20 protein-coding genes and 1 other RNA gene are annotated in these 24063 nt (G+C 44.1%); 8 read left to right on the top strand and 13 right to left on the bottom strand.

The window, feature by feature from the left end:
• The first annotated feature begins 96 nt into the window (after positions 1-96).
• Together EGV92_RS12920 and EGV92_RS12915 are read left to right on the top strand one after the other, a co-directional pair.
• The gene (locus tag EGV92_RS12920) at positions 97-1299 is read left to right on the top strand and encodes a glutathionylspermidine synthase family protein (RefSeq protein ID WP_131669713.1); all 1203 of its coding nucleotides are present in this window, start codon (positions 97-99) and stop codon (positions 1297-1299) included.
• 63 nt (positions 1300-1362) lie between these two features.
• On the top strand, positions 1363-1770 hold the full coding sequence (locus EGV92_RS12915) for a DUF350 domain-containing protein (protein ID WP_207401805.1): 408 nt from the start codon (positions 1363-1365) through the stop codon (positions 1768-1770).
• A 32-nt stretch (positions 1771-1802) separates the two neighbouring features.
• On the opposite strand, the gene EGV92_RS12910 is transcribed toward EGV92_RS12915, so the two are convergent.
• From EGV92_RS12910 to EGV92_RS12885, 6 genes are all read right to left on the bottom strand, one after another.
• Positions 1803-2255, bottom strand: coding sequence for a hypothetical protein (locus EGV92_RS12910; protein WP_131669712.1), 453 nt, complete (start codon positions 2253-2255; stop codon positions 1803-1805).
• Positions 2256-2468: 213 nt separating this feature from the next.
• Positions 2469-3449, bottom strand: a complete 981-nt coding sequence (gene ruvB / locus EGV92_RS12905; protein WP_131669739.1) for a Holliday junction branch migration DNA helicase RuvB — start codon at positions 3447-3449, stop codon at positions 2469-2471.
• 396 nt (positions 3450-3845) lie between these two features.
• Complete coding sequence (ruvA, locus tag EGV92_RS12900; RefSeq protein WP_131669711.1) at positions 3846-4466, bottom strand: Holliday junction branch migration protein RuvA; 621 nt, start codon at positions 4464-4466, stop codon at positions 3846-3848.
• 97 nt (positions 4467-4563) lie between these two features.
• Complete coding sequence (gene fba, locus EGV92_RS12895) at positions 4564-5598, bottom strand: class II fructose-bisphosphate aldolase (protein WP_131669710.1); 1035 nt, start codon at positions 5596-5598, stop codon at positions 4564-4566.
• A 356-nt stretch (positions 5599-5954) separates the two neighbouring features.
• The gene (locus EGV92_RS12890; protein WP_131669709.1) at positions 5955-6389 is read right to left on the bottom strand and encodes a hypothetical protein; all 435 of its coding nucleotides are present in this window, start codon (positions 6387-6389) and stop codon (positions 5955-5957) included.
• Positions 6390-6668: 279 nt separating this feature from the next.
• Entirely contained in the window at positions 6669-7883 is a 1215-nt protein-coding gene (locus EGV92_RS12885; protein WP_131669708.1) for a phosphoglycerate kinase, read from the bottom strand.
• 529 nt (positions 7884-8412) lie between these two features.
• Between EGV92_RS12885 and EGV92_RS12880 the strand changes: the two genes are divergently transcribed.
• Positions 8413-8742 (top strand): TraR/DksA family transcriptional regulator, encoded by a 330-nt coding sequence (locus tag EGV92_RS12880; protein ID WP_131669707.1) that lies wholly within the window; start codon positions 8413-8415, stop codon positions 8740-8742.
• 180 nt (positions 8743-8922) lie between these two features.
• Here the strand turns inward: EGV92_RS12880 and EGV92_RS12875 are convergent, their stop codons facing one another.
• Together EGV92_RS12875 and EGV92_RS12870 are read right to left on the bottom strand one after the other, a co-directional pair.
• Positions 8923-9636, bottom strand: coding sequence for a thiamine phosphate synthase (locus EGV92_RS12875; RefSeq protein ID WP_131669706.1), 714 nt, complete (start codon positions 9634-9636; stop codon positions 8923-8925).
• 317 nt (positions 9637-9953) lie between these two features.
• Positions 9954-11039: a serine hydrolase gene (locus EGV92_RS12870; protein ID WP_131669705.1), complete on the bottom strand. Its 1086-nt coding sequence runs from the start codon at positions 11037-11039 to the stop codon at positions 9954-9956.
• A 999-nt stretch (positions 11040-12038) separates the two neighbouring features.
• Here EGV92_RS12870 and EGV92_RS12865 point away from each other — a divergent pair.
• The 3 genes from EGV92_RS12865 (at position 12039) to EGV92_RS12855 (ending at position 16307) form a co-directional block, all read left to right on the top strand.
• Positions 12039-12674, top strand: a complete 636-nt coding sequence (locus EGV92_RS12865) for a response regulator (protein WP_131669704.1) — start codon at positions 12039-12041, stop codon at positions 12672-12674.
• A 128-nt stretch (positions 12675-12802) separates the two neighbouring features.
• The gene (locus EGV92_RS12860; RefSeq protein ID WP_131669703.1) at positions 12803-14572 is read left to right on the top strand and encodes a sensor histidine kinase; all 1770 of its coding nucleotides are present in this window, start codon (positions 12803-12805) and stop codon (positions 14570-14572) included.
• A gap of 103 nt (positions 14573-14675) precedes the next feature.
• Complete coding sequence (locus EGV92_RS12855) at positions 14676-16307, top strand: sigma-54-dependent transcriptional regulator (RefSeq protein WP_131669702.1); 1632 nt, start codon at positions 14676-14678, stop codon at positions 16305-16307.
• Between the two features lie 121 nt (positions 16308-16428).
• On the opposite strand, the gene EGV92_RS12850 is transcribed toward EGV92_RS12855, so the two are convergent.
• Positions 16429-18048 (bottom strand): S41 family peptidase, encoded by a 1620-nt coding sequence (locus EGV92_RS12850; RefSeq protein ID WP_242678736.1) that lies wholly within the window; start codon positions 18046-18048, stop codon positions 16429-16431.
• Between the two features lie 173 nt (positions 18049-18221).
• Positions 18222-19838 (bottom strand): 2,3-bisphosphoglycerate-independent phosphoglycerate mutase, encoded by a 1617-nt coding sequence (gene gpmI / locus EGV92_RS12845; RefSeq protein WP_131669701.1) that lies wholly within the window; start codon positions 19836-19838, stop codon positions 18222-18224.
• A 278-nt stretch (positions 19839-20116) separates the two neighbouring features.
• Here gpmI and ssrS point away from each other — a divergent pair.
• Positions 20117-20306: non-coding RNA, 6S RNA (ssrS, locus tag EGV92_RS12840), on the top strand.
• A gap of 300 nt (positions 20307-20606) precedes the next feature.
• On the opposite strand, the gene EGV92_RS12835 is transcribed toward ssrS, so the two are convergent.
• Positions 20607-21227, bottom strand: coding sequence for an FxsA family protein (locus EGV92_RS12835; RefSeq protein WP_131669700.1), 621 nt, complete (start codon positions 21225-21227; stop codon positions 20607-20609).
• A 262-nt stretch (positions 21228-21489) separates the two neighbouring features.
• Between EGV92_RS12835 and ruvC the strand changes: the two genes are divergently transcribed.
• Entirely contained in the window at positions 21490-22074 is a 585-nt protein-coding gene (ruvC, locus tag EGV92_RS12830; protein ID WP_131669699.1) for a crossover junction endodeoxyribonuclease RuvC, read from the top strand.
• Positions 22075-22307: 233 nt separating this feature from the next.
• Here ruvC and EGV92_RS12825 read toward each other — a convergent pair whose 3' ends face one another.
• Positions 22308-23159, bottom strand: a complete 852-nt coding sequence (locus tag EGV92_RS12825; protein WP_131669698.1) for a DUF4377 domain-containing protein — start codon at positions 23157-23159, stop codon at positions 22308-22310.
• Between the two features lie 126 nt (positions 23160-23285).
• On the bottom strand, positions 23286-23939 hold the full coding sequence (locus EGV92_RS12820) for a glutathione S-transferase family protein (RefSeq protein ID WP_131669697.1): 654 nt from the start codon (positions 23937-23939) through the stop codon (positions 23286-23288).
• Positions 23940-24063 lie beyond the last annotated feature (124 nt).

Raw genomic sequence — 24063 nt, 5'->3', positions numbered from 1 at the left:
TGCCGTTTTTGCCGCCTCTATCTTGCGGCGTTATTCTGGTAGTGCTGTAATAAAGTACTGTGATAAAGTACTGTGATAAAGTACTGTGATAAAGTTATGCAACGACACTCCGTACCCGCCCGTCCGTATTGGCAAGCTAAGCTTGAGCGCCTAGGCTTTGATTATCACAGCATAGATGGTGATTACTGGCAAGAGACAGCATGTTATCGATTTAGCGCCGCGCATATTGATCTGTTAGAAGATAGTACCAATACTCTGCACGAGCTGTGTCTAGAGGCGGTTGACTTTATTATTCGCCACGACCGTTTTGCCCAGCTGGGTATTGATGCCTTAAGCGCTCAGCTAATAGAAGAAAGCTGGCGGCGCGGTGATGCCAGTCTATATGGTCGCTTCGACTTGGTTTATCACCCGCTATATACGCCGACGCCTAAGCTGTTAGAGTATAATGCCGATACTCCGACTTCTCTATTTGAGGCCAGCGTGGTGCAGTGGTACTGGCTTCAGGATAACTTTCCAAATAATGATCAATTCAACAGCATTCATGAGCGGCTTATTACTCAGTGGCGACTCATTGCTGAGCGGCTCGCGGCGACGTCCACGCTAACCTTCGCCACTATTACTGACAGTATTGAAGATGTGGTAACTTGTCGATATCTTCAAGATACGGCAATTCAGGCAGGGCTTGAGACCCAGTTGATGGACTTAAGGGCGTTAGGGTGGTTAGATTCTTCAGAGCAGAGCGGTCAATTTGTCGATTTAGATGACGCTCCTGTGCAGGCACTATTTAAGCTATACCCTTGGGAGTGGCTACTAGAGGAGCCTTTTGCCGCTCATTTATCGAGTAGCAAGACCACGTGGCTAGAGCCTATCTGGAAGCTGCTATTAAGTAACAAGGGGCTTCTACCCATCCTTTGGGAGCTAAATCCAAACCATCCCAATCTATTGCCAAGCTATTTTGCAGCCGAGCGTGAGCGCCTATCGACTCACCATCTGCCGAATGGCATTATCCAAAAGCCCTTATTCTCTCGTGAAGGGGCGAATATCAGTGCTTTAGCTGCTGACTTTACACCCACTGGCCTTGCCACCCCCGGAGAGTACGGTGACCCAGCGACCGCTCAAATGATCTATCAAGCCATGTCGCCTCTGCCGAAATTTATCTCTGCCCAAAAAAAACCAGTCTATCCGGTCATTGGTAGCTGGGTCATTGGCAATGTGGCGGCAGGTATTGGCATTCGTGAGGACGACAGCTTAATTACCAAAGATAGCAGCCACTTTGTGCCGCATTATTTTATTCCATAATTTTACTGTTAAACTTATAACCCCAATTACTTTAAGCCCCCATTCTAGCAAGGCGACTGCATTATGATTTTATCTAACTTATTAGCCACCCTGCCCGACTTTTTAGCGTATGGCGCTTCCGCTGTCGTATTGATGGCGGCATTTGTTTATATCTATACCGCCATTACCCCGCATCAAGAGTTTGCGCTTATCAAAGCCGGTAATGTCGCTGCCAGTATCAGCCTAAGCGGGGCGTTAATTGGTTTTGTTTTGGCCTTAGCCTCAGTCATTCGACACAGCGTCAGTCTTATTGATATGCTGGTTTGGGGCGTCATTGCCTTAATTGTTCAGCTATTGGCTTATTTTTCAGTGCGTTTGGCTCTACCCGCTATCTCGCAAGGTATCGAAGAGGGCAACGTTAGTAAAGCCATCTTGCTTGCCAGTACCGCGATTAGCTTTGGTCTTATCAATGCCGCTTGCATGGTGTATTAATCGCTAGAGACGCTGTTTTTAGTTATTTTATGCTACTCATGCAGGGGCAATGCTAGAAAAAACCCTGCTAAAAACACCATGTAACCAGACTTTGCAAACTCTACAGCACTATAAAAGTCTATTAGATAGTTATTCACCACAAACATCACGGCCAATAACGTCATGATGAATCCATAATTATGGTAAGTGGCTTTTTTACGGCTTTTAGTCAATATGAATAACAATATCCATAGGGTTAAATTAAAAATTTGCGGCAAATATAGCTGTGCTGTCAGTGAGTGCTGCATAAAATATCTAGTAGGCCCTCTCCACTTAGCAATATCTTCCATATGCGCCACAGTATCTATCACCATTGCCATCAAGATAATGATGACAATGGTTAATACTAAATAAAAAGCGGCTTTTAACTTATTAGTAATTTGAAAAGTAAAAAAGTGAATATCATTTAATTGCTGAATAGCACCAGAGGGCCTAAATGATGACATTTTTATCCAAAATATAGTTGATAACAGACAACATTGTATCAGCTATAGTTAAAGAATTCTAAATACCCATTAAATAATAGTTAACTGTATGGAGTTGTAAATCAAGGATAAAGGTTTTCTTGGATAAGTCACTAAATGACTTAAGCTGTATCAACCCACTCAGATAACGCAGTGATCAATCTACCATAGATCACTAGCGCGGATTAACTGCTCTTAGCGCATCTGATCTATCGCCATTTGGGTGAGTATACGGCCACGTGCCGTTCTCAATACATAGCCTTGTTGGATTAAATACGGCTCAATGACATCTTCAAGGGTGCCGCGGTCTTCAGCCATCGCCGCGGCTATAGCCTCAACCCCCGCAGGCCCACCGTCAAAGCGGTCATGAACCATCTCGATATAGCGTCTGTCTAAGTGATCTAGACCGCGTCTGTCTACCGCCAGCATATCAAGCGCACTGTCGGCGATATCCCCGGTGACTTCACCATTGCCTTTGACCTCGGCATAGTCACGCACCCGGCGTAGCAAACGATTGGCTATACGCGGCGTACCCCGTGAGCGGCGTGCAACCTCTACAGCCCCCTCTTCAGTCATCGCGACATTCATCAGCCGCGCTGATCGACTGACGATCGTGGTCAAGTCTTCAATATTATAAAACTCCAATCGCTGCACAATTCCAAATCGGTCACGCAGCGGCGAGGTCAAAAGACCAGCTCGCGTTGTCGCTGCGACTAAGGTAAAGGGGGGCAGATCAAGCTTAATAGAGCGCGCTGCCGGCCCCTCACCAATCATAATATCGAGCTGAAAGTCCTCCATCGCTGGATAGAGAATCTCTTCAATAACCGGACTCAAGCGATGGATCTCATCAATAAATAGCACATCCCCTTCTTCAAGATTGGTCAGCATTGCCGCCAAATCTCCTGCCCGCTCCATCACCGGTCCCGAGGTTGAGCGCAGATTACCGCCCATCTCGCGGGCAATAATATTAGCCAGAGTGGTCTTCCCAAGCCCGGGTGGTCCGAAGATAAGCGTGTGGTCCAACGCTTCACCACGATTTCGCGCGGCACCGATAAAGACTTCCATCTGCTCACGGACCACTGGTTGACCAATGTAGTCGACAAGCCTTGCAGGGCGAATACCGGTATCAGGGGCATCGTCTTGACGCTCTAGCGGATTAATTAAACGGTTTTCCATCATGAAACACTGACTTCCTAATAGTACTAAATCGTTAATATCTTTAAATAGTTTTCGAGCTTATCAATTGTGGTAGCTGGTAAAGCCAACAGATAAGCATTAATAACCAAGCTAAGAAATACCTTTATATCCATCTTTTGGCTTACATTGTTTGCCAATGACTCTAATAATTAAGCCAGTAATAAGTATTGGCTATCGAATACTGGGTACTGGCTAACACGACACCCATAATCTTATTAAGCTCTCAAAGTTAGCTTATCCTCACTCAATTTTAATCTATCAAATACTGCTATAAGGATACGTGAAACCAGCGTTTTTTTCATGATTCATTTATTTTGAACATAAAAAAGACGACAATTACTGTCGTCTTAGTGGTTTTAGCTATGAAAACTGCGCTTAGAAGTTCGATAGCTGCTTGAGGGTCGCTTTGAGTAAGGCTTGAGTATCTTTAAAGCCTTCGTCACTACCAACCCTTGCCGCTTTAATCGCCATCTGGGCCTCTTTATCTTTATAGCCTAATCCAAGCAGTGCAGACTCTACTTCGGCGATAATACTGCCCTCACTTGCTACTGAAGTATCAATATCCATCTGTAGTGGCGTATCGTCACCTTCGATATCCTTTAACTTGTCTTTTAGCTCAATAAGCAATCGCTGCGCGGTCTTTTTACCGATGCCGGGGATTCGAGTCAGGGCGGCATCGTCCTCATTGGCGACATGCATTTTAAGCTCGCTTGCCGACATAGAGGACAGCATGGCTAGTGCCATCTTAGCACCTACCCCATTGATCTTAATCAGCTTACGAAAGACATCACGATCCGTCGGCTGAATAAAACCGTAAAGCAACTGTGCATCCTCACGAACATGGAGATGCGTCCAGATTAGCGCCTCACTGCCCATCTGCAACTGACAAAACGATGGCAAAGGCAGCTCAATATCGTAACCAACGCCTGACGCTGTCATAACACAAGCGGTTGGTGCGGCAAGATGGGTAACCTGACCTTTTATCATGCCAATCATAATGTTCCCTTTAAATAGTAACTGGTTCGAATACGACCAATTTGCACAATTGCAAAATAACTCATGGGCTACGCCTTAATAGGCTACTGCTTGACGACTAGTAAAATCCGACCATTTTTTCAAGACTGATGGGGCGAATCTTATCTGCCTGACCAGCTGTACCAAAGGCTTCATAACGATTGATACAGATATCGGTCATCGCTTCCATAGAGGCTTTGAAGTATTTACGAGGGTCAAACTCGCTTGGATTTTCAGCCAGATAACGGCGGATTGCACCAGTTGATGCTAAGCGTAAGTCAGTATCGATATTGACTTTACGGACGCCATGTTTAATAGCCTCGACAATTTGCTCGACTGGCACACCATAAGTCTCACCGATATCGCCACCATATTCATTGATGACTTTTAGCCACTCTTGAGGCACGCTTGATGAACCATGCATCACAAGATGGGTATTAGGAATGCGCTCATGAATCTCTTTTACTCGTTCAATCGATAAGATATCGCCAGTAGGTGGACGAGTAAACTTATAGGCACCGTGGCTGGTACCGATAGCGATGGCTAGCGCATCTACACCAGTGTCTTTGACAAACTGCTCGGCTTCATCAGCACTGGTCAATAGCTGTGAGTGATCAAGTTGGCCTTCTGCACCCACGCCATCTTCTTCACCCGCCATTCCCGTTTCAAGACTACCTAAGCAGCCGATTTCACCTTCGACTGACACACCGCAAGCATGTGCCATCTTGACCACTTCACGTGTCACTTGTGCATTATAATCGTAGTCAGCAGGTGTCTTGCCATCCTCTTTTAGCGAGCCATCCATCATTACCGAAGAAAAACCCAGCTGAATAGAACGCTGACATATCGCTGGTGAGGTTCCATGATCTTGATGCAAGACCACAGGGATATGAGGCCACTCTTCGATAGCAGCTAACACATTATGGCGTAAGAATGCTGAGCCGGCATACTTACGCGCGCCCGCACTAGCCTGGACAATAACGGGAGAGTTGGTCTGCTCAGCCGCCATCATAATCGCACGCATCTGCTCAAGATTATTCACGTTAAATGCTGGCACGCCATAGCTGTTTTCTGCAGCATGGTCTAATAGCTGGCGAAGTGAAATTAAAGCCATAATTTACTCTCTTTTGGATTATTCAATTAAGGGTTAAAGGTAGAAAAGACAAGGTATATACAACGGGCTAGCGATAAGATACTAAAGACAGACGATACTCAAAACTAGACTCTATTGTCATGGTGCTCCAATCGGACCAATATAAGTGCAAGAAGAGGCCCTATCAAAGCGGACTTGTAAAAAAGAGAAGTATATCAAATATGTCTTAGTCTGAGCAGGCTTAAACCAGCGAAAGATTACTAACCCACGCAAAAAAGCCCTGGTAGACACCAAGGCTCTTCAAGTAACTTTTTTCAAGTAGCTTTTTTAAGTAGGCTCTAAGCGACAATGCATAAAAGCCAATACTTTTTATAAAATTAGTACTGCTGATCTTCTGAGACTGCAGCTTCAACCGCAGGATCTGCTTGTAAGTCGACATTATCATTGGTGCTATTAGCAACGTTAGCAGCACCGTCAGCTACTGTAGCTGCACCATCAGAGACGGCACTGGCAGTACCTTCAACCACAGAATTTGCACCATTTGCTACAGCTTCTCCAGCGTTAACTGCGGTTCCAGCAGCAACAGCACCAGCCGTTTGAGCGCCATCAGCAACACTTGCAGCAGCGTTTTGTGCAGCAGCATCTGCTTCGGCAGCGACGTCTTGAGTGTTATTTACAACATCTTGACCAGCAGACTCAGCTGCTGCTTCGACATTGCCCTCATCAGCATGCTCTTCGGTCTGTGGGCTACACGCTGTTACGGCGAAAGTACCCATTAGAACACCGGCTAGCAATAAATGACGTTTTAACATAATTGACCTCTTTTAATAAATACATGTCAAATACATGGTGGCGCTATTCTATAGTTGGATTTAGAGATAAACAATAGACTCGTTAATGAACTTAACAAAATTTAATATGAGCGGTACATATTTCAGACATAGTGTATAAGTGTTCACTTATTTATGCTTGAATTCAATACCTATCTGGTTTATACCGCTTATCTCTATAATCTTTTACTATTCTAGATCGCCATAAGACATAGTAAAAGCGCGAATTTGGCGCTGCTCTACTATATTCAGCTATCGCTCTTAACGCTGAAGTGCCGCAACAGCAGGCAGCTCTTTACCCTCTACGAACTCTAAAAACGCACCGCCTCCTGTCGACATATAACTTACCCCTTCTGACACTTCAAACTTATAAATAGCAGCCAATGTATCACCACCACCTGCGATGGAGAATCCGTCACTGTCGCGTACCGCTTCAGATATAATTTGTGTACCAGCAGCGAAGTTATCAGACTCAAATACCCCCACTGGACCATTCCATAAGATAGTTTTGGCAGCCTTGATATGGGCCGCTAATACCTGAGCGCTTTGCGGCGCTATGTCCAATATCATCTCATCATCATTGATACTATCTACTGCTTTAATTTGTGCTTTAGCTTGGTTCAATGAGCCAATAAAGTCAGCAAAATCGATCTCATCTTTGCGCGCTACGACCACATATTCAGGCAGTAATATCTTGGTTTTGAGCATAATTTGCTTGGCAGCATCGAGTAGATCCTCTTCGTATAAAGAAGCGCCGACCGGGTGACCTTCAGCGGCCAAAAAGGTATTGGCAATGCCGCCGCCCACTATAATCTCATCACATAATGACGCTAAGCTATGCAGCACTTCAAGTTTGGTCGAGACTTTAGAGCCGCCGACGATTGCGAGCATAGGTTTAGCAGGCGTTTCAAGCGCTAAGCTTAAGGCATCTAGCTCAGCGGCTAAAAGTGGCCCTGCACACACTGTTTTACCCGCTTTTTTCATCGCTGTGGTGACGCCTTCTGTGGAAGCTTGCGCTCTATGAGCAGTGCCAAAAGCATCCATAACGAAGACATCAGCTAGGGCGGCATAGCGCTCTGATAGTGAAGCCGCGTTGCTCTTCTCACCGTCGTTAAAGCGCACATTCTCAAGTAGGACGACTTGGCCAGCTTTAATGTCTAGTGTTTTATTGCCGGTGCTATAGGCATCAATAAGCCGGACAGGCTCCTGAATCTCAGTGCTTAAATGCTCGCTTAAGTAGTCAGCGACTGGCGCTAGCGAATAGGCGGCATCAAACTCGCCCTCTTTGGGTCGGCCAAGGTGCGAGCTTACGATGACTGCCGCTCCTTTTTCTAATGCCAGCTTAATCGTTGGCAAGCTAGCTTGTAACCTAGCATCACTAGTGACGCGGCCTGCTTTAATAGGCACGTTTAAATCCTCACGGATTAATACTGTTTTGTTCGTTAATTCAAGCTCGCTCATTCGTAAGAAGTTCATTGCCGCGCCTCATTTATTATCAAAAGAAAAAATACTATCAAATAAAAGTTATATTGCCCAATTATAGCTATCTAAAAAAGCAGCTGACTGTATCGTTAATGGTCAAAAAAGTTATTGGTTACCAAAATATCTATAAACACTAATCAAAGCTGGCTCATTTTACTAGAATCGTCTGAATGTGGCTAATACCTATTGTCCAGCTCCGTTGCTTAGCATAGGACAATGGATTTAGGAGGATAGCGATATAGACTCTGAACCCAATCGACTCTGTCATTTGTACTTACCTAAGCAGAACGCTATCATTTATGGCCGCGATTTTAGCATATCTTGGTTTGGGTAGATAAATCCCCTTGAGTATCATTTACCGCGAAAATATCACTGTCAAATCTATTACATATTACAGTGGTAAGCCTAGCTTGACTTGCTTATGATACGTATATCAAAAGACATTTATAGATCTATTAGAGTCTATTTATGACTATGAATTATTGATAGTAATGATAACACTTTGACAATGAGGAGAAAGACCATGAGTACTGATCTAGCAGCCGCTAAAGAGCGCCTATTAAAATTAAAAGACGAATACGAGAATCGTATTGAGAAGATTGAGGACCACATTCAGCACCCACAAGATGAGCTGAATGAGCACTGGGATGACCAAGCGATTTCGATGCGTCAAAATGATATGCGTAAAAGTCTGCTTGTCGAAGCCAAACAAGGTCTAAATTATGTTCAGCATGCCCTAAGTAGAATAGAAAATGAGACTTATGGCGAATGCGAAGTGTGCGGTGAAGATATAGAAGAAAAACGCCTAGAAGCCCTGCCCTACGCGACTCTGTGCATGGAGCATGCTGAGTAATGTAACGGCTAATGACAATACCGTTAATTAGCTTTAACGATTTGTCATTTTTTAATAGAAGCAAGGCTGTTAACAACATTATTAACTTTTAATCTTAATAATCATTTAACAGCCTTTGCTTTATCACTCATTACTACCTACTTTTGTGTCCGCCTCTTTGGTCATTTTTCTATCGGCAGCCTACGACCAACCTTGTAAAACTTTTTGCCAACTTTGGCAACGCCGCTCAATCTGCGATAGCGAGTAATTTAAGATATCCCCCACCACTGCGATATACTGAATATCAAGTCCCTTAAGTGTCTGAGCATTTTCTGCCGTAATCCCACCGATCACACAGATATCAATATCTTGATTACAGCCTTGACTTAGCTGATCTTGACTGACGACTTTGGCATCAGGCTTAGTATTAGAGGTAAACACTGCGCCCATAGCGGCATAGCTTGCACCTTCTTGCTTAGCAGCTTGTATCAGTTCAATAGATTGATGGCATGTCCTTCCTATTAGCGCTTGACACCCGAGCGCCTGTCTTGCCTGCATGACACTACCATCCCCTTGACCAAGATGGACACCAATACCTAATTGCTGCGCCAGCTCAACATCATCATTCATGATAACGGCGACTGCATAACGCTGCGCCAACTCAATAATCTTGAGTGACTCTTTACACAAGGTATCTCGGCCATTAACTTGGCTCAGCACTCGCTTCCTACGTATTTGAAGTAGGCTAATTACCCCAGTTGCCAACGCCAATTCAAGCTTTTGATATAGGAGGTCAAAGTCATCATCATTGGTTAATAAATACAGCAATGGAGCGTTATGCTGCCTCGTACAACTGTTAGAGGCTACGGTATTGGCTAAATGTGCTTTAGTAGTACTAGCGGTAGGTAGAGTCATATTGAAATACCAAAAGGGTGAGATTGAGAAATTATCGCAATAATGTATTGGCTCTTGTCAAATCACAGCAAATTTTAAAAGGAGTAAGCCTCAGATACAAAAAAGGCTGTTATCGGATAATAACAGCCTTTTTATGCTACAAGATACTTTTAGGTGAGTACTTAAAAGATATCTTTTATTTAATATTAAAAGACAACACTTTTGCAAAAGATATTATTGCCATAAAAGATATATTATCCTTAAATCACACCTCTCATGAACACTCTATTTAACAACCTAACAAAGTCAAGTACTGTGCACTGTGCTTTATAAGCAGCCTAGACTGTGCGCCGAGTAGCCAGACTCGCTAAGATGCTCTTAGCATCATCCCATCTGGTCGCTGAACTATTGGCGCCCAAGATAACGATAATAGCGGGTCTATTATTGACACGAGTTTCCATAACCACGCAGCGTCCTGCTTCATTAATGAAACCCGTTTTGGAGATACCAATTGGATAGTTACCAGAGCGAACTAAGGTGCTGGTATTGTTCGCCTTGTAGACGCGGTTACCCGCTGAGTAGTTAGCCACAAAGAAGTCATAGCTCTGGGTAGTGGAGAAGCGGCGGATGACATCGTAGTTACCAGCGGCTTTGACCATCTTGACCAAGTCGTTAGGTGAGGCAACATTACGCTTATCAAGACCTGTAGGATCACCAAAAAATGCTGTGGTCATACCTAGGGATTGCGCTTTTTGATTCATAGCTCTCATAAAGGCGTCATACCCGCCTGGATAGTGCCGAGCTAAGCTCTTAGCTGCTGGGTTTTCTGACTTCATTAGCATCATAAGCAGCATCTCAGCGCGGTTCATACGATCGCCTGATTTTAACTTAGAGCTAGCGCGCTTTGGTCCCACAAAGTCAATCGGCTCAAGGACAATCTCTTCGCGCATGTCCTGCCCACTATCGAGCAATACCATCGCCGTCATAAGCTTAGATATTGAGGCAATAGGGCGCGCTACATCGGCATTTTTTTCGTAGATTGACCTACCAGACTCTAAATCTAGCACCACGACGCCGCGCGATCCAGTACTAATAGCCAGCTCATCATACATGCTGCCGTTATAAGTAGGATTGCTGTAGCCACTATTGTAAGTATTGTTATAGGTAGTGCCATAGGAGGTATTGTAGCCTGAGCTACTATTAGTAATGGTACGACTACCAGAACCATTATTAATAGTCTTGACGCCTCTGCCGTTCTTATTGGCATACATAATAGTACGCGCCTCAGAGAGACTGTCTTGGCCACCCCAGCCTATCTTAGCACTAGGAGCTGACCCTTGGTTTATGGTTAACCCTGCCTGAGCAAAACTGCCCATACTCAAAGAAATTAGCGCTGCTGTAAGCTGTTTTTTTGTCATTGCCATTATAGTTGCCTCTTCCGCGTGCCTAATGAAGTACAATACCGTGCACAGTATGATTTTGAATGTCGTGATTCGTCAATATATTATTGAAAACTGCCTGTTCGCCATCTTCTATATGCTGCATAGAGATAGCGCCTAAAGCAGTAGATTCTTAAATGGTCAAAATTTTTGGATAACTCAATAGTTTAGGTTTAGCGATAAGTTGGCATAGATAGAACGGGTATAAATAGACAAAGTAGCATTACTTTAAATCACTACCTCTAAACCTATCACTAACTACAACTAAATCTATGCCACTGAGACTTAAAAGCTTTGAGCTTAACAATTGTGAGTTTAAAAACTCTTAATCGTTTAGAGAAATTGGCTAATCAGCAAGTTATTATCGGCTCTCCAGCCTATAGTTAATTAAACATAAAAGAGATACAAGTAATCTTAAGCACAACCCCAGCATAACTTTTCTAGCTTACTACGAGCGCGCAGACAGAGGCTACAAAAGATTCATCTCAGTATCTACTATTGTCCCTGAATTCTTTTTGATTAAATTTACTATATCAATCGCTGCGAAGTGCCTTTGAAGAATCTTATTCAATCCTAAAACCCTCTACCTGACTAGATATGATTATCATTTGATGCAGACGCAGCCTAAGTGAGCTGAGTTACCGTTGAATGAGATAATCAATGAGATAGTTATAATTGCACTAAATAACTAATTAAATCTAATAATTAAGTGCTGTTCTCAGACAACTTAACCTAAATAGTGAGTTTTTGTATTTTTAGTGTATCATGGTTTTCACGGCAGTTTAATGCCTTAACCGCAATGAATGGCAAGTTTTGGCTAGTAATCAAACTTTGCTACATTGCATTTATAATAACGTAAGCTATATTTACATTTTAGCAATGTTTATTGTAAAGCGAGCTAAGTGGTCAGTAACTTTAAACTGATTTATTCCTACCTGCTCTTAACCAAACAGGCTAAAAGCAACCCGAACATTGAGAGGTCTTATGATTCGCGTCTTAGTAGTAGACGATCATGATTTGGTCAGAATGGGCATCAGTCGTATGTTGGCTGACAATCCTGACATCGAAGTCATTGGTGAGGCCGATAGTGGAGATATGGCGCTAAAGCTGGCCAAGCAGCTGACGCCTGATGTGGTATTGTTAGATGTTAACATGCCTAATATCGGTGGCCTTGAAGCCACCAAGCGTCTGGTACAGTTGGACAAAGGTATTAAGATTTTGGCGGTCAGTAGTCTCTCAGCTCAGCCTTATCCCTCAATGCTGCTCAAGGCTGGCGTTCATGGTTACATTACTAAGGGCACTCCTCTTGATGAGATGATTAAAGCGATTAGAAAAGTGCACCAAGGTGGTCGATATTTTAGTAGTGAGGTCGCAGAGCAGCTCGCTGAAGTGCTACTCTCAGATAATGTAGGCTCACCATTTGATCTACTAAGCGACCGAGAAAAGCAAGTCGCGATGATGGTTGTCAACTGTCAAAGCCCGCAGCAGATCGCCGACCAGCTATTTGTCAGTGTCAAAACGATCAACACTTATCGTTACCGAATCTACGAAAAGGTTGGGGTAGATAGCGATGTCAAGCTCACCCATCTAGCCATCCGCCATGGTTTGATTCAGCCTTGATTTGTTGCCTGACTAACTTCGTCGTTTAGCTTGATAGCGACTACTTGACTGTCATGCTGATACCAGCTTGTGACATTAACCCCTCTTTGATTTATTTCATAGCGTTCAGGTAAAGATAAGGATGACTTATGACCTTAACTTCGGTTAAGCGCATGACACTCGGTCAAATTCAACGCTCGTATCTAACTGAAACTCTACCTCCTGCGCAGCTTCGCAAGATTGGCATTATTTACAGTGCCTATCGATTTATTATCAGTAGCTTCTTACTGGGTAGCAACTACGTTGCCTACAAGACTTCAGACGCCTTATCAATACCCACCTTATTATCGTCAGCCCTTATCTTTTATATGCTATTGAGCGTAGTCTTGCTCAGCCTACTCTACTTAGTAAAAAGATATTCTCAGCGGCAGTTGGCAGTAGGGCTTAGCATAGATGTTGTATTGTTAAGTCTTTTTTTATACGCCAGTGGCTTGCCGGATCTGCAATTAACCATGCTATATATGGTGGTCGTGGCGGCCAGCTTTATGTTATTGAGCGCTGCGCAGGCGCTAGTCATCACCTTAATGGCGATCATCTTTATTATTTATCAGCAGTTTTTCTTTGCCATTACCAATAGCTTCAACTTGGCCAATCTTGGTGATACGCTACTGATGTCAGCGAGCTTTTTGGCAGTGGGATTTTTGAGTTGGACGATCTCCCAGCGGCTCGTGCAAGTAGAAAAGACCGCGACTTTACAGGCTCAAGAAGTCTTTAAGCTTAATGCCATTAACCAAGAAGTCATTAGTAAAATGGTCAGTGGTGTACTGGTTATTGATGATAAAAAGCTGGTGCTGGTCAATCAGGCTGCCTGCCAACTACTGCATATTCATGCTCCATTTAATGATAGCACTCGCAGTTTAGATATTTTGCATCATCAGCTGGTGTCATTACATCCAGAGCTGTGCGACTGGTATCTGAATCAGCAAATAGCAACAAAGACCACTGCTAATCACTCTTTGACCAGCGTTGCCAGTCCCTCAGAGACTTTAGAATCTCAAGCCACAACACCAAGAAAGAGCGTCACCTACCCTTATACCTTTATCTATGAGCTACCGGCGTTCGCCAGTACCAGCCTCATCGATAAGCTTCGAGTTGAGCTCACTCCGCTCAAAGACAACAGCCAATTAATAATCCTTGAGGACCTACGCCGAGAGCAGGCAAGTGCTCAGCAGCTTAAGTTAGCTTCGCTAGGACAATTGACAGCCAGTATCGCCCACGAGATTAGAAACCCATTAGCCGCAATCTCTCAAGCCAGTCAGCTGCTTATCGAAGAGTTGGCTGAACAAACTACCTCTAATGACTCTCAAGCAGCCGACCCTACTCTGTCAGGTAGCACCGAGCTATGCCAAATGATATTTAATCAAACTCGGCGAGTGAATCGAATAATAGAGGATGTACTTAAGCTCTCTCGCCAACAAAAGCCCAAGCGCAAACCTATCATCATTGCCAATTGGCTCAAGCAGTTTTTAGCAGATCATTTCCCCTCTGCAGCAGTACAGCTCCAGATTAAGGCCACTCCTACGATCTTCTTTGACGATCATCACTTAGAGCAAATTCTTATCAATCTTATCAATAACGCTCTACGCCACAGTAACCGGCTACAAGATGGTATAAATGTCGAAGTGAAGCTCTATTGTGTTGATAACGATGCTATAATTGATATCATTAATGAGGGAGAGGGCATCAAATCAAGTGATATAGGCCGTCTTTTTGATCCATTTTTTACCACTGATCCAAATGGAACCGGACTGGGGTTGTATCTATCTCAAGCCTTTAGCGAAGCCAATCACGCACGATTATTTTATGTGCCGAACCATAAGAAGACTTGCTTTCGCCTAATTATTCCGCATTCTAAGTGAGATATTAGTCCTCCATAAAAGTCTTTATAACCCAATCGATAGAGTTTAACTACGAATAAGATATGATGACATTTGCGAGCAAAACTTACTGTTGGGGACGATCATGAGTGCCATTGCCTTGATTGTCGATGATGAAGCAGACTTGTGCCGATTGATGCAGATTACCCTAACTAAAATGGGTATCATGAGCCATATAGCCTATGATTTAGCCAGTGCCAATAATTATCTGGATCAGTTCAATTACGATTTTTGCCTGACCGATTTACGACTGCCTGATGGATCCGGATTGGACTTGGTCAAAAGGATTAGTAGCACCACTTCAACACCTGTCGCTGTTATCACCGCTCACGGTAGTATTGACTTAGCAATTAAAGCACTAAAGCTCGGCGCTTTTGATTTTGTTAATAAACCACTTGAGCTACCAAAGCTCAGACAATTGGTAGAAAACGCACTAAAAGTCACTGAGCAAGCTCATTTACCAGCAAATGCAGACCAAAAATCTCCAGAGCAGCAATTGCTTGATCAACGTCTGATTGGTGACTCCGCTATCATGACTGAGCTGAAGGCCACTATTGTCAAGTTGGCACGCTCACAAGCCCCAGTCTTTCTCTGCGGGGAGTCTGGCACGGGCAAGGAGGTCGTGGCCCGCCTGATCCATGACCTGAGTCCGCGAAGAGAAGGCAACTATGTCGCTGTTAATTGCGGGGCAATTCCCTCCGAGCTAATGGAGTCGGAATTTTTTGGTCACAAAAAAGGCAGCTTTACAGGAGCAACGACTGACAAGCTAGGACTGTTTCAACAAGCCAATAGCGGGACTCTTTTTTTGGATGAGGTCGCCGATTTACCACTAGCGATGCAGGTTAAATTACTTCGCGCCATTCAAGAGAAAAGTATCCGCGCTGTGGGCGATAATAAAGAGCTGCCTGTAGATGTACGCATTATATCCGCGACACATAAAGATTTAGCCAAACTGGTGCAGACCAATGCCTTTCGCCAAGACTTGTTCTATCGTATCAATGTGATCGAGTTAAAACTGCCTACCTTAAATGAGAGAATCAACGATATCCCCACCTTGGCTCGGCACTTCTTAGCACTCATCAGTAAAGAGTGGCAGCTTGACGAGACGCCTAAGCTAACCGAGGCCGCTTGTGAACGTCTCAAATCACATGATTTTGAAGGTAATGTGCGCGAGCTGCGGAACCTACTAGAACGAGCCGTTACCTTGACTGAGTCTTCGCTTATTGATGTGGATCACCTGGGCATCGCCGATAACAACCATAATAGCCTTACCAAAATACAGCCAACAGTTTATGATGCCGTGTCTAGCGCGGCGGTCACGGCAGATGCTGCCGAACCCATAAGCTTTGATTCGGCGCTTGAGTACCCATATTTAAATGTAAACTCACAAGGTAGGGCAGCCAAACTTGATAATGCCGTCACGGAAGTTAATTTAAGTCCTAGTAGCCATAGCCGACAGCGTACTAGCAGCTCTGAAAATAGCACTAGTTTAACAACTAGCGACACGTCTAGTTTAGATAACTTACCTGAAGAGGGGTTAGAAGCTTACCTGCAAGCGCAGGAGAAGACCTTAATTATTACAGCATTACAGCAGACAGGCTGGAATAAAACCAAAGCGGCTGAGCTACTGGGAACTACCTTTCGCTCACTGCGCTACCGAATGAAAAAACTGGACATTGAAGAGTCCGAGAATCCAGAGATGAAGGTGGATTACTAGGGCTATATTAGGTACAGTATACGGCTAGCTTTTATAGCTGACCCGTCATTTTGTAAAATAATAACGATTGGCTCACTACTAGCAATGAACAACTTACTGTAAAAAGTGACAGGCGACGCTTTTACTTACTTGGACGTAATACAAATGATACGCCTGATGGACGTTTTTTTGCCAACATTAATGTCACTGCTTGCTGCTCCCACAAGTCCTCCTCGCCTTTTAACTCGATGTCAGGAGTCACGCCAATATCATCTATCTGCCGACCATCTGCGGTCAGGTAATGCGCTACAGTGAGCTTAATGGCCTGCTCATCATTCACAGGAATGACGGACTGAACTGAGCCTTTGCCATAGCTAGTCTCCCCCACGATTTGCGCTCGCTTCTGCGTCTGTAAGCTACTGGCCAGCACCTCAGCGGCAGATGCTGAATAACGGTTCTGAAGAATAATAACGGGCAATATGGACAGTGCTGCATCAGCCGAGGTTGTCAAGATTCTCTCTACCCCTTGACGCCCCTCTATCTGTACCACAGGCGTCTCACTCATAAATAACCCAGCAATATCAACTGCCGCTTCTAATACCCCACCTGGATTGTCTCGGACATCGATAACTAATCCAGATACTGGGGCGTTTAACTTAGTTAACGCCGTTAAGATATTCTGCCGACTGTTATTTTGAAAGACAGGCAGCTTTACTATTGCTACTCCCTCTTGTAGCCGAACACGGACCTCTTGCTCTCGAGTTTGGTTTCTTTGTAAGGTAATGGTACGCTTACGGCGACCCTCTCTTGAGACCACTAAATTTACCTGAGTACCGGCGAGACCAGCAAGTAGCTGCTTGATATCATTATTATTTTTTCTATCGGTTAGTTTAACCTCGTTGATTTGGTGCAGATAATCGCCTACTCTGATATGTTCTTTAGCTGCTGGCGAATTTGCCACTACCGAAGTCACTACCCAGTGGCCTTTTGCCGACTGATACTCTGCTTGTAGGCCCACCTCCCCCACATCACCTTGAGTAAAAGCACGTAAACTCTCATAAGCTTCTGCATCTAGAAACTCAGCATGGCTATCAAGCTTAGTCAGCATCCCACTCATGGCATCGTTTAACAACACTTCATCACTGACCGAGTCCACATATTCACGACGGACCAAGTCTATGACCTCGACAAAAGTCTTAAGCGTGGTCGGTGAGATGGTGTTCAAAGGTACTTTAGACACCGGATCTATAGCTTGAGGATGAGCCGGAAGGCTCGTGACATTATTTGTAGCATTAGCGCCCAACTGACCATCGGTAGTAATCTCTATCTCATCTACTTGGGCAATATTATCTTGTGAAGGTTGTACAGCATCTGAGCTTACACCCAGTCTATTGGTATTGGTTGATATGGCGGCGCGTCGCTGTTTGACTGAGGGTTCAAGCTCATCTTCGCTATCACCGTCTAGATAGTCTGGAGACTCTATATCGTCCTCTTCTACATCATCGATATCGTCAATATCATCTATAGCATTGCTACTATCGAGGACCTCCCCATCAGCAAAATCATCACTATCCTCAAAATCATCTGCCCCATCAAACTCAGGAATGGACGAAGCACTCTGCATAGGCGCGTTGGCACTACTATTTGCTGCTGCAGAGGCTGCTTGGTTGTATACCAAGCATGATAAGGTCACTAAGCAAAGCTGCCGCCATATAGGCACTAGCAGCAACAGACCAGACTGGGACAATGCAGATAATCGCATGATTTGCCTCATCAAAACAAAAAATATATCTGCTATTCATACTTAAGAGCAAAATAGCAGATACTAGATACGACGCCTCAAACTCTCTGCGTCTACAGCATAGGATAATTAATCATTATTAGTATCAGACACCGTTAATATTAGCGCTTGCACACGCTACTCTTTAACAGAGCCTATTTAACAGAATCCAGTAGGTTAAACCCTGTCATCTCAGCTGGTGGTGTCAGCCCCATCAAGGCCAAAATAGTCGGTGCTACATCACACAGTCGGCCACCACTACGCACCCGCACAGACTTGTTGCCAACGTAGACTAGAGGCACATGCTCTGTCGTATGCTGAGTATGTACCTGACCACTATCATAATCCTGCATTTGCTCACAGTTACCATGATCTGCGGTAATAAGCATATGCCCACCCATCTTCTTGACACTTTCAGCGACTCGGCCCACACACTCATCCAAGGTTTCGACCGCTTTTACCGCCGCATCAAAGACCCCAGTATGACCGACCATATCGCCATTGGCATAGTTCACTACCAAGACATCATACTGACCAGACTCAATAGCATCGACCAACTTATCCGTTACTTCAAAAGCGCTCATCTCCGGCTTAAGATCATAGGTCGCAACATCCGGTGAAGGGATTAAAATACGCTCCTCGCCTTGATAAGTCTCTTCACGGCCACCGCTAAAGAAGAAGGTCACATGCGCATATTTTTCGGTCTCTGCAATCCTGAGTTGGGTTTTATTCTGTGCCTCTAAGTACTCGCCTAAAGTGTTATGCAGATCGGTTGGATAATAAGCAATCGAGGTTTTAGAGTTATTTGCCAGCTCATCAGAGTATTTAGTCAGCATGACAAATGCTGAGAGCGCTGGGCGCTTATGACGGGCAAATCCTGAAAACTCATGGTCAGGTAGAATGAATGCCTGCGTCAGCTCACGGGCACGATCGGCACGGAAGTTCATAAAGATAACCGCATCATTATCATCGACGGTAAATGGCGTCTCACCATGCTCAATCACGGTAGTAGGACTGATGAACTCATCAGTCTCCCGAGCTTTATAGGCGGCTTGGATAGCGCCATCTGCCCGGGTTGCCATTCGCTCAGCCTTACCTTCGGTGATTAGCTCATAAGCTTTTTGTACCCTATCCCAGCGATTGTCCCGATCCATAGCATAGTAGCGACCAATGATACTGGCAATTTGTACCTTGCCTTCATAGTGAGCGTTAAGCTTATTTAAATAATCGCGCAATCGGTTGATATATTTGTCTGCAGATTTGGGCGGCGTATCACGGCCATCTAAAAAACAGTGCACATAGACGCATTTTGCGCCATGCACCAAAGCAGCATGACACATGGCTTCAATATGGTCTTGATGCGCATGAACACCACCATCTGACAATAACCCCATAATATGGACATTCCCGCCCATCTCATTAGCAGCCTGTATAGCGTCTACAATGGCTTTATTTTTATAAAACTCTCGGCTTTCAAGCTCACTTGAGATTAGGGTAGAGTCTTGGTATAAGATTCGCCCTGCGCCAAGATTCATATGCCCCACTTCTGAATTACCAAATTGACCACCAGGCAGGCCAACATCTTCTCCAGAAGCTGAAATCAGGCCATGTGGGTAAGTTTGGTATATCTTATTAAAATTCGGAGTTTGAGCGGCAGCAATGGCGTTGTCTTTTTCATCTTCTCGATAGCCAAAACCATCTAAAATCATCAATACATGGGGAACTTTTTTTGGGCGCTGACTATCACTTCTACTATCTTGACTACTGACCATAAATTAACGCTCCTACTGTGGAATTAGTGAGTTATATATCTTATTAGAAAACTACAAGTTAAATAATATAAGGGTTTATAAACCTCACTATATTACCACAGAAAGCAAATTTGCCGAAAATCCACCGAAAACCACAGAGTTATATTGTAAGCTATAGTTTACAACTGACTAAAATACCTGAGGTTTTTTTGGTAATTATTCACCTTTATTTTAATCGTAATTATCTGTATCCTCAGCGGCCTCAACTTGCATTATCAAAGTGCTTTGGGTATCATTAACAGACTCTGGAGTGTTCGCCAGTGGATGATATTCCCCGAGCCGATAATACTTTAAAGGATGCGCTACCTATTGTCTCATTGTGTATGCCTGCACTGCTTGCAGTGTCTCAGGAAACCTTAAGAGACAATGACGTATCCGCCCTGAACTTCACGGTTCTGGGTCCCCATTCTACAGCGGCACTCTGGTTCTAAATTCTGTTGCTTTAAGTCTCTGTTTATTATTTTAGTTAAAAAATGACTGTTTTAGGCAAACCTTAACCCCTTTATTTTTACTTCAGTAATTAACGGGGCAAGTTACTGCCTCACTAAAAGCATAGCTCATCTTGTATTGACCAACTATATTATGAGCAACTGTTTGTTAGATCGCTGTATCTTGAGTGGTTACTAGTAAAAACCCCCTTTCAAATTGAAAGGGGGTTTTTTATTGCTAGCTTTTAATCTTCAAGCATTACAGGATTTGCGCGATGGTTCTATAGCCGTGCTCAGCCGTCTATTCATCATTGGCAGACTTGGTAATCTTTTTGACATCCTTTTGCACCGTCTTCGCAGTACCCTCGACTGTTGTATTCTGCTTAAACACATTGCCAAAAGGACTAGCAGAACCGTTGGTAGGCTTTCCGCCCATACCGCCAAATGGATTTTGCGAGCCGCCAAAGGGATTGCCACTTTGACCACCCATACCGCCAAACGGATTTTGACCGCCCATTTGCTTGGCCATCATTTCCATCATTTTTTGTTGGTTGTTCATGACGTAATTATTGGCCATATCTTTCAGCTTCTTTTGGACCGGAGGCAATATTACCAATAGTGCCAATACATCACTAATGATACCGGGGATAAGTAATAAGAGACCGGCCACAGCCATCGCCACACTCTTTATCATCGTATTCTCAGGTGGACGCATGGCAGGATTCATCATACCGCCTGCTTTCATCTGCTGCGCCATAGGGTTTAGGGTAGCTAAGCCTTTTCGGATTAAGGTGATACCAATAACTGCAGCGACAATAAACCAAAAAAACACCCACCAACCGCTGATAAACTGGGCAATGAGATACCACAGTAACATCTCAATGATAAACCATACGATGGCGATGCCAACAATCTGACCCATAATACGTCGTCCTACGATAAAAGAATAAATGAATTTAGAATTAAGGCTAAAAGTGCCAATAAAAAAGCCGTCGATAATAAGGTATATGGGGACGGCCTGCTATACTATCAAATTCAATTTACTTTTTTAAGCAAAACTATCAAAGACCATCAATAATGCTCAGAGCCAATTATTATGGCCTACCCACACGCAAGCTACTTATAATAGCTATTGATATCATTGTTTTGTTTAATCTGAATACTTTATACAGGCACTTTGTACTATGGCGATTATTATCGGAATCGATCCAGGCTCACGTATGACAGGCTATGGCATCATTCATCAGACTGGTGATAAGCTAGAATATTTAGATGCTGGCACTATTAAGACCGAGACTCGCGAGATGCCCGAGCGTCTAAAACGTATCTTTAATGGGGTGACACGCATCACCCAGCACTATCTTAAATATGGTAATGAGCCAATTCATACTGCTGTTGAGCAAGTATTTATGGCTGAAAACCCCGACTCAGCGCTAAAGCTGGGGCAAGCACGCGGCGCTGCTATTGCTGCGTTAGTCGCCTTAGATTTAGAGGTGTCAGAATATACGGCGCGGCAGATTAAGCAGGCTGTTTGTGGCTATGGTGCAGCAGGTAAAGAGCAAGTTCAAGAGATGGTCTGCCGCATCCTCAAGCTAGAAGTCACTCCCCAGCAAGATGCCGCTGATGGTCTTGCCTGTGCCATCTGTCACGCGCACTCAAGTCATTCTATGAATAAACTACTGATGAACACTGCGCTTCGGGGGCGCAGTACTTCTAAGAAAAAAGGCCGCTGGCGACTGTCTGAAGAAGATATCACTAACCTTCGCTAACTTAGAAAAAAAGCAGCGCTATCGTAATAACGCTGCTTTTTTTATTGGCTGACTAATGTGTTTTTATCTCTGACTGACGATCTATCTTGAGGCTGTTTTGAAGTTGTTAACCAGTGACTCCATAACCTATACAGCGCTGAATCCTCAGTACCTCTCAAGCTGCTTAGTAACCTCTCAAGCATTATTTATTACAGTCCCTCATTTGTCATATCAATTCATAGTCTGCGCCAGAGTTATTCAACACTTTGACTTTCAATCACCGTATCTAGCACATAAATAATTTGCTTACCTTTAACATCACTAGGATCAATGACATAGCGCTTTAGACGTACCACTTGATCCTGTGAGTCGTCATGAGTGAAGCCTTGAATCCTGCCGCTAAACAGTCTCCAGTCGCCTTCATCAGACTTAATACCTTGCTCATCGTAGCTAATAGTCTTCACTTTTAGACAAGTTATTGTCCCATCAGGGCAAGGCTGCGGCTCATGATCTACTGCCCAAAATAGGGTCTTTCCTTCCTGGCCATATTTAGCTTGCGCCGTCATTTCTCCTTGCCAGATCAAGGTGACCTTATCATCGGTAATCTGTGTCAGCGTAGGGGCTGCGCCATCATTTAATACCAGCTGACTAGTGCCCGCTACCAAACTTGCTAGCTTAGACTCAGCAGGCTGCATGTCACCACAGCCCATCAAAGTCGAGGTCATCTGCCCTTTGGTCTGTAGTACATTGTTAGTCACTTCATAGCCGACCGACATTTGATTGCAGCCAACACTAGGAGATAAAGTATTTAGGGTAAATGCTAGGGTGGCTTCTTGTTCAGCTGTATTTAACCGCTCAAGCTCAGCCACTGGTTGATTGTTATTATCGGCGGCACTCACTAAGGTCCAATGATAGCGCGACAGCATCTCTGGGGTAATCTTCGCTTCTGTAGCTGACTTATCACTCCCAGTCATACTCGTCTCCTCAACGCTAACCGTCGTCTTAGCTTTTTTTAGGTGCTCAAGTGAGGTTGTATTCTGACAGCCTACTAATATGAGAGTGCTCGCCAGCATAGCAGCGGACGATGTTAATAACTTATTAGACATAAGGCTCCTTAACCTCTGATTATTTAACACAGTAACTAAAATTGGTTTATACGATTTTAGCTCAGTATAGATTGTATCGTCAGCTCATTATCGCTAGCGCAACCAATCACCGTAAGTGCTTTTGTCTTACACTTTATGACTGTCTTCACTCATCTTTTGCAGGTTGAATCGATCGTCCATCATCGTATAAAAGCGCGCTATGCCCTCGCCCTGCGCTTTTGGATCGACTTTCAGTATCCGGCCAAAATCCAAGGCAATATATAGGACAATATCTGCATAGCTAAACTGATCATTGACCAGATACTGACTGTCCTTTAATACGTTTTCAAAGTAAGGTAACGCCTTGATAGCCCGCTCGATAGATTTAGGCGCAAAGTCTGGAACCTGATCAACGCGCTCTGCTTTAGAGGGATGACTGTGCTGAAATGCCAACATAAAATTATACAAGACTTCAAGCTCAGCGATCCGGCGCATGGCACAGACCTTCGCCCGCTGTACCACGTCATTACCCATCACCGAGCGCTCACCATAGACGCGGTCGAGATACTCACAGATCGCCTGCGAATCATTGAGCACCGTTCCATCTTCTAAGGTCAATACCGGCACGGTCTGCATCGGGTTCATCTGGGTAAAAGACTCTGAAAACTGCTCGCGCTTGGCAAAATCAACGTCGACAACCTCTAGATCGTCCATATTATCGACATCAATCCCTTTTGCAGCCAATAAAATAACAACTTTTCTCGGGTTTGGGGCGGTCCTAGTTAAATATAACTTTTTCATTTCAAACTCCTTTTGTCATGACTAAACAAGGTTAAATCTTAATAAATGTGTCCTTAGTTTATGATAGCAAACTTAGCGAAATTAAGTTAGCGATAGTTTCTCAGGCTACTATTACTTAGTCTTA

Source organism: Psychrobacter pygoscelis (assembly GCF_004335015.1).
Classification (GTDB): Bacteria; Pseudomonadota; Gammaproteobacteria; order Pseudomonadales; family Moraxellaceae; genus Psychrobacter; species Psychrobacter pygoscelis.
Note: the sequence above shows the minus strand (reverse complement) of the source record. Positions and strands in the feature narration are given on the sequence as shown.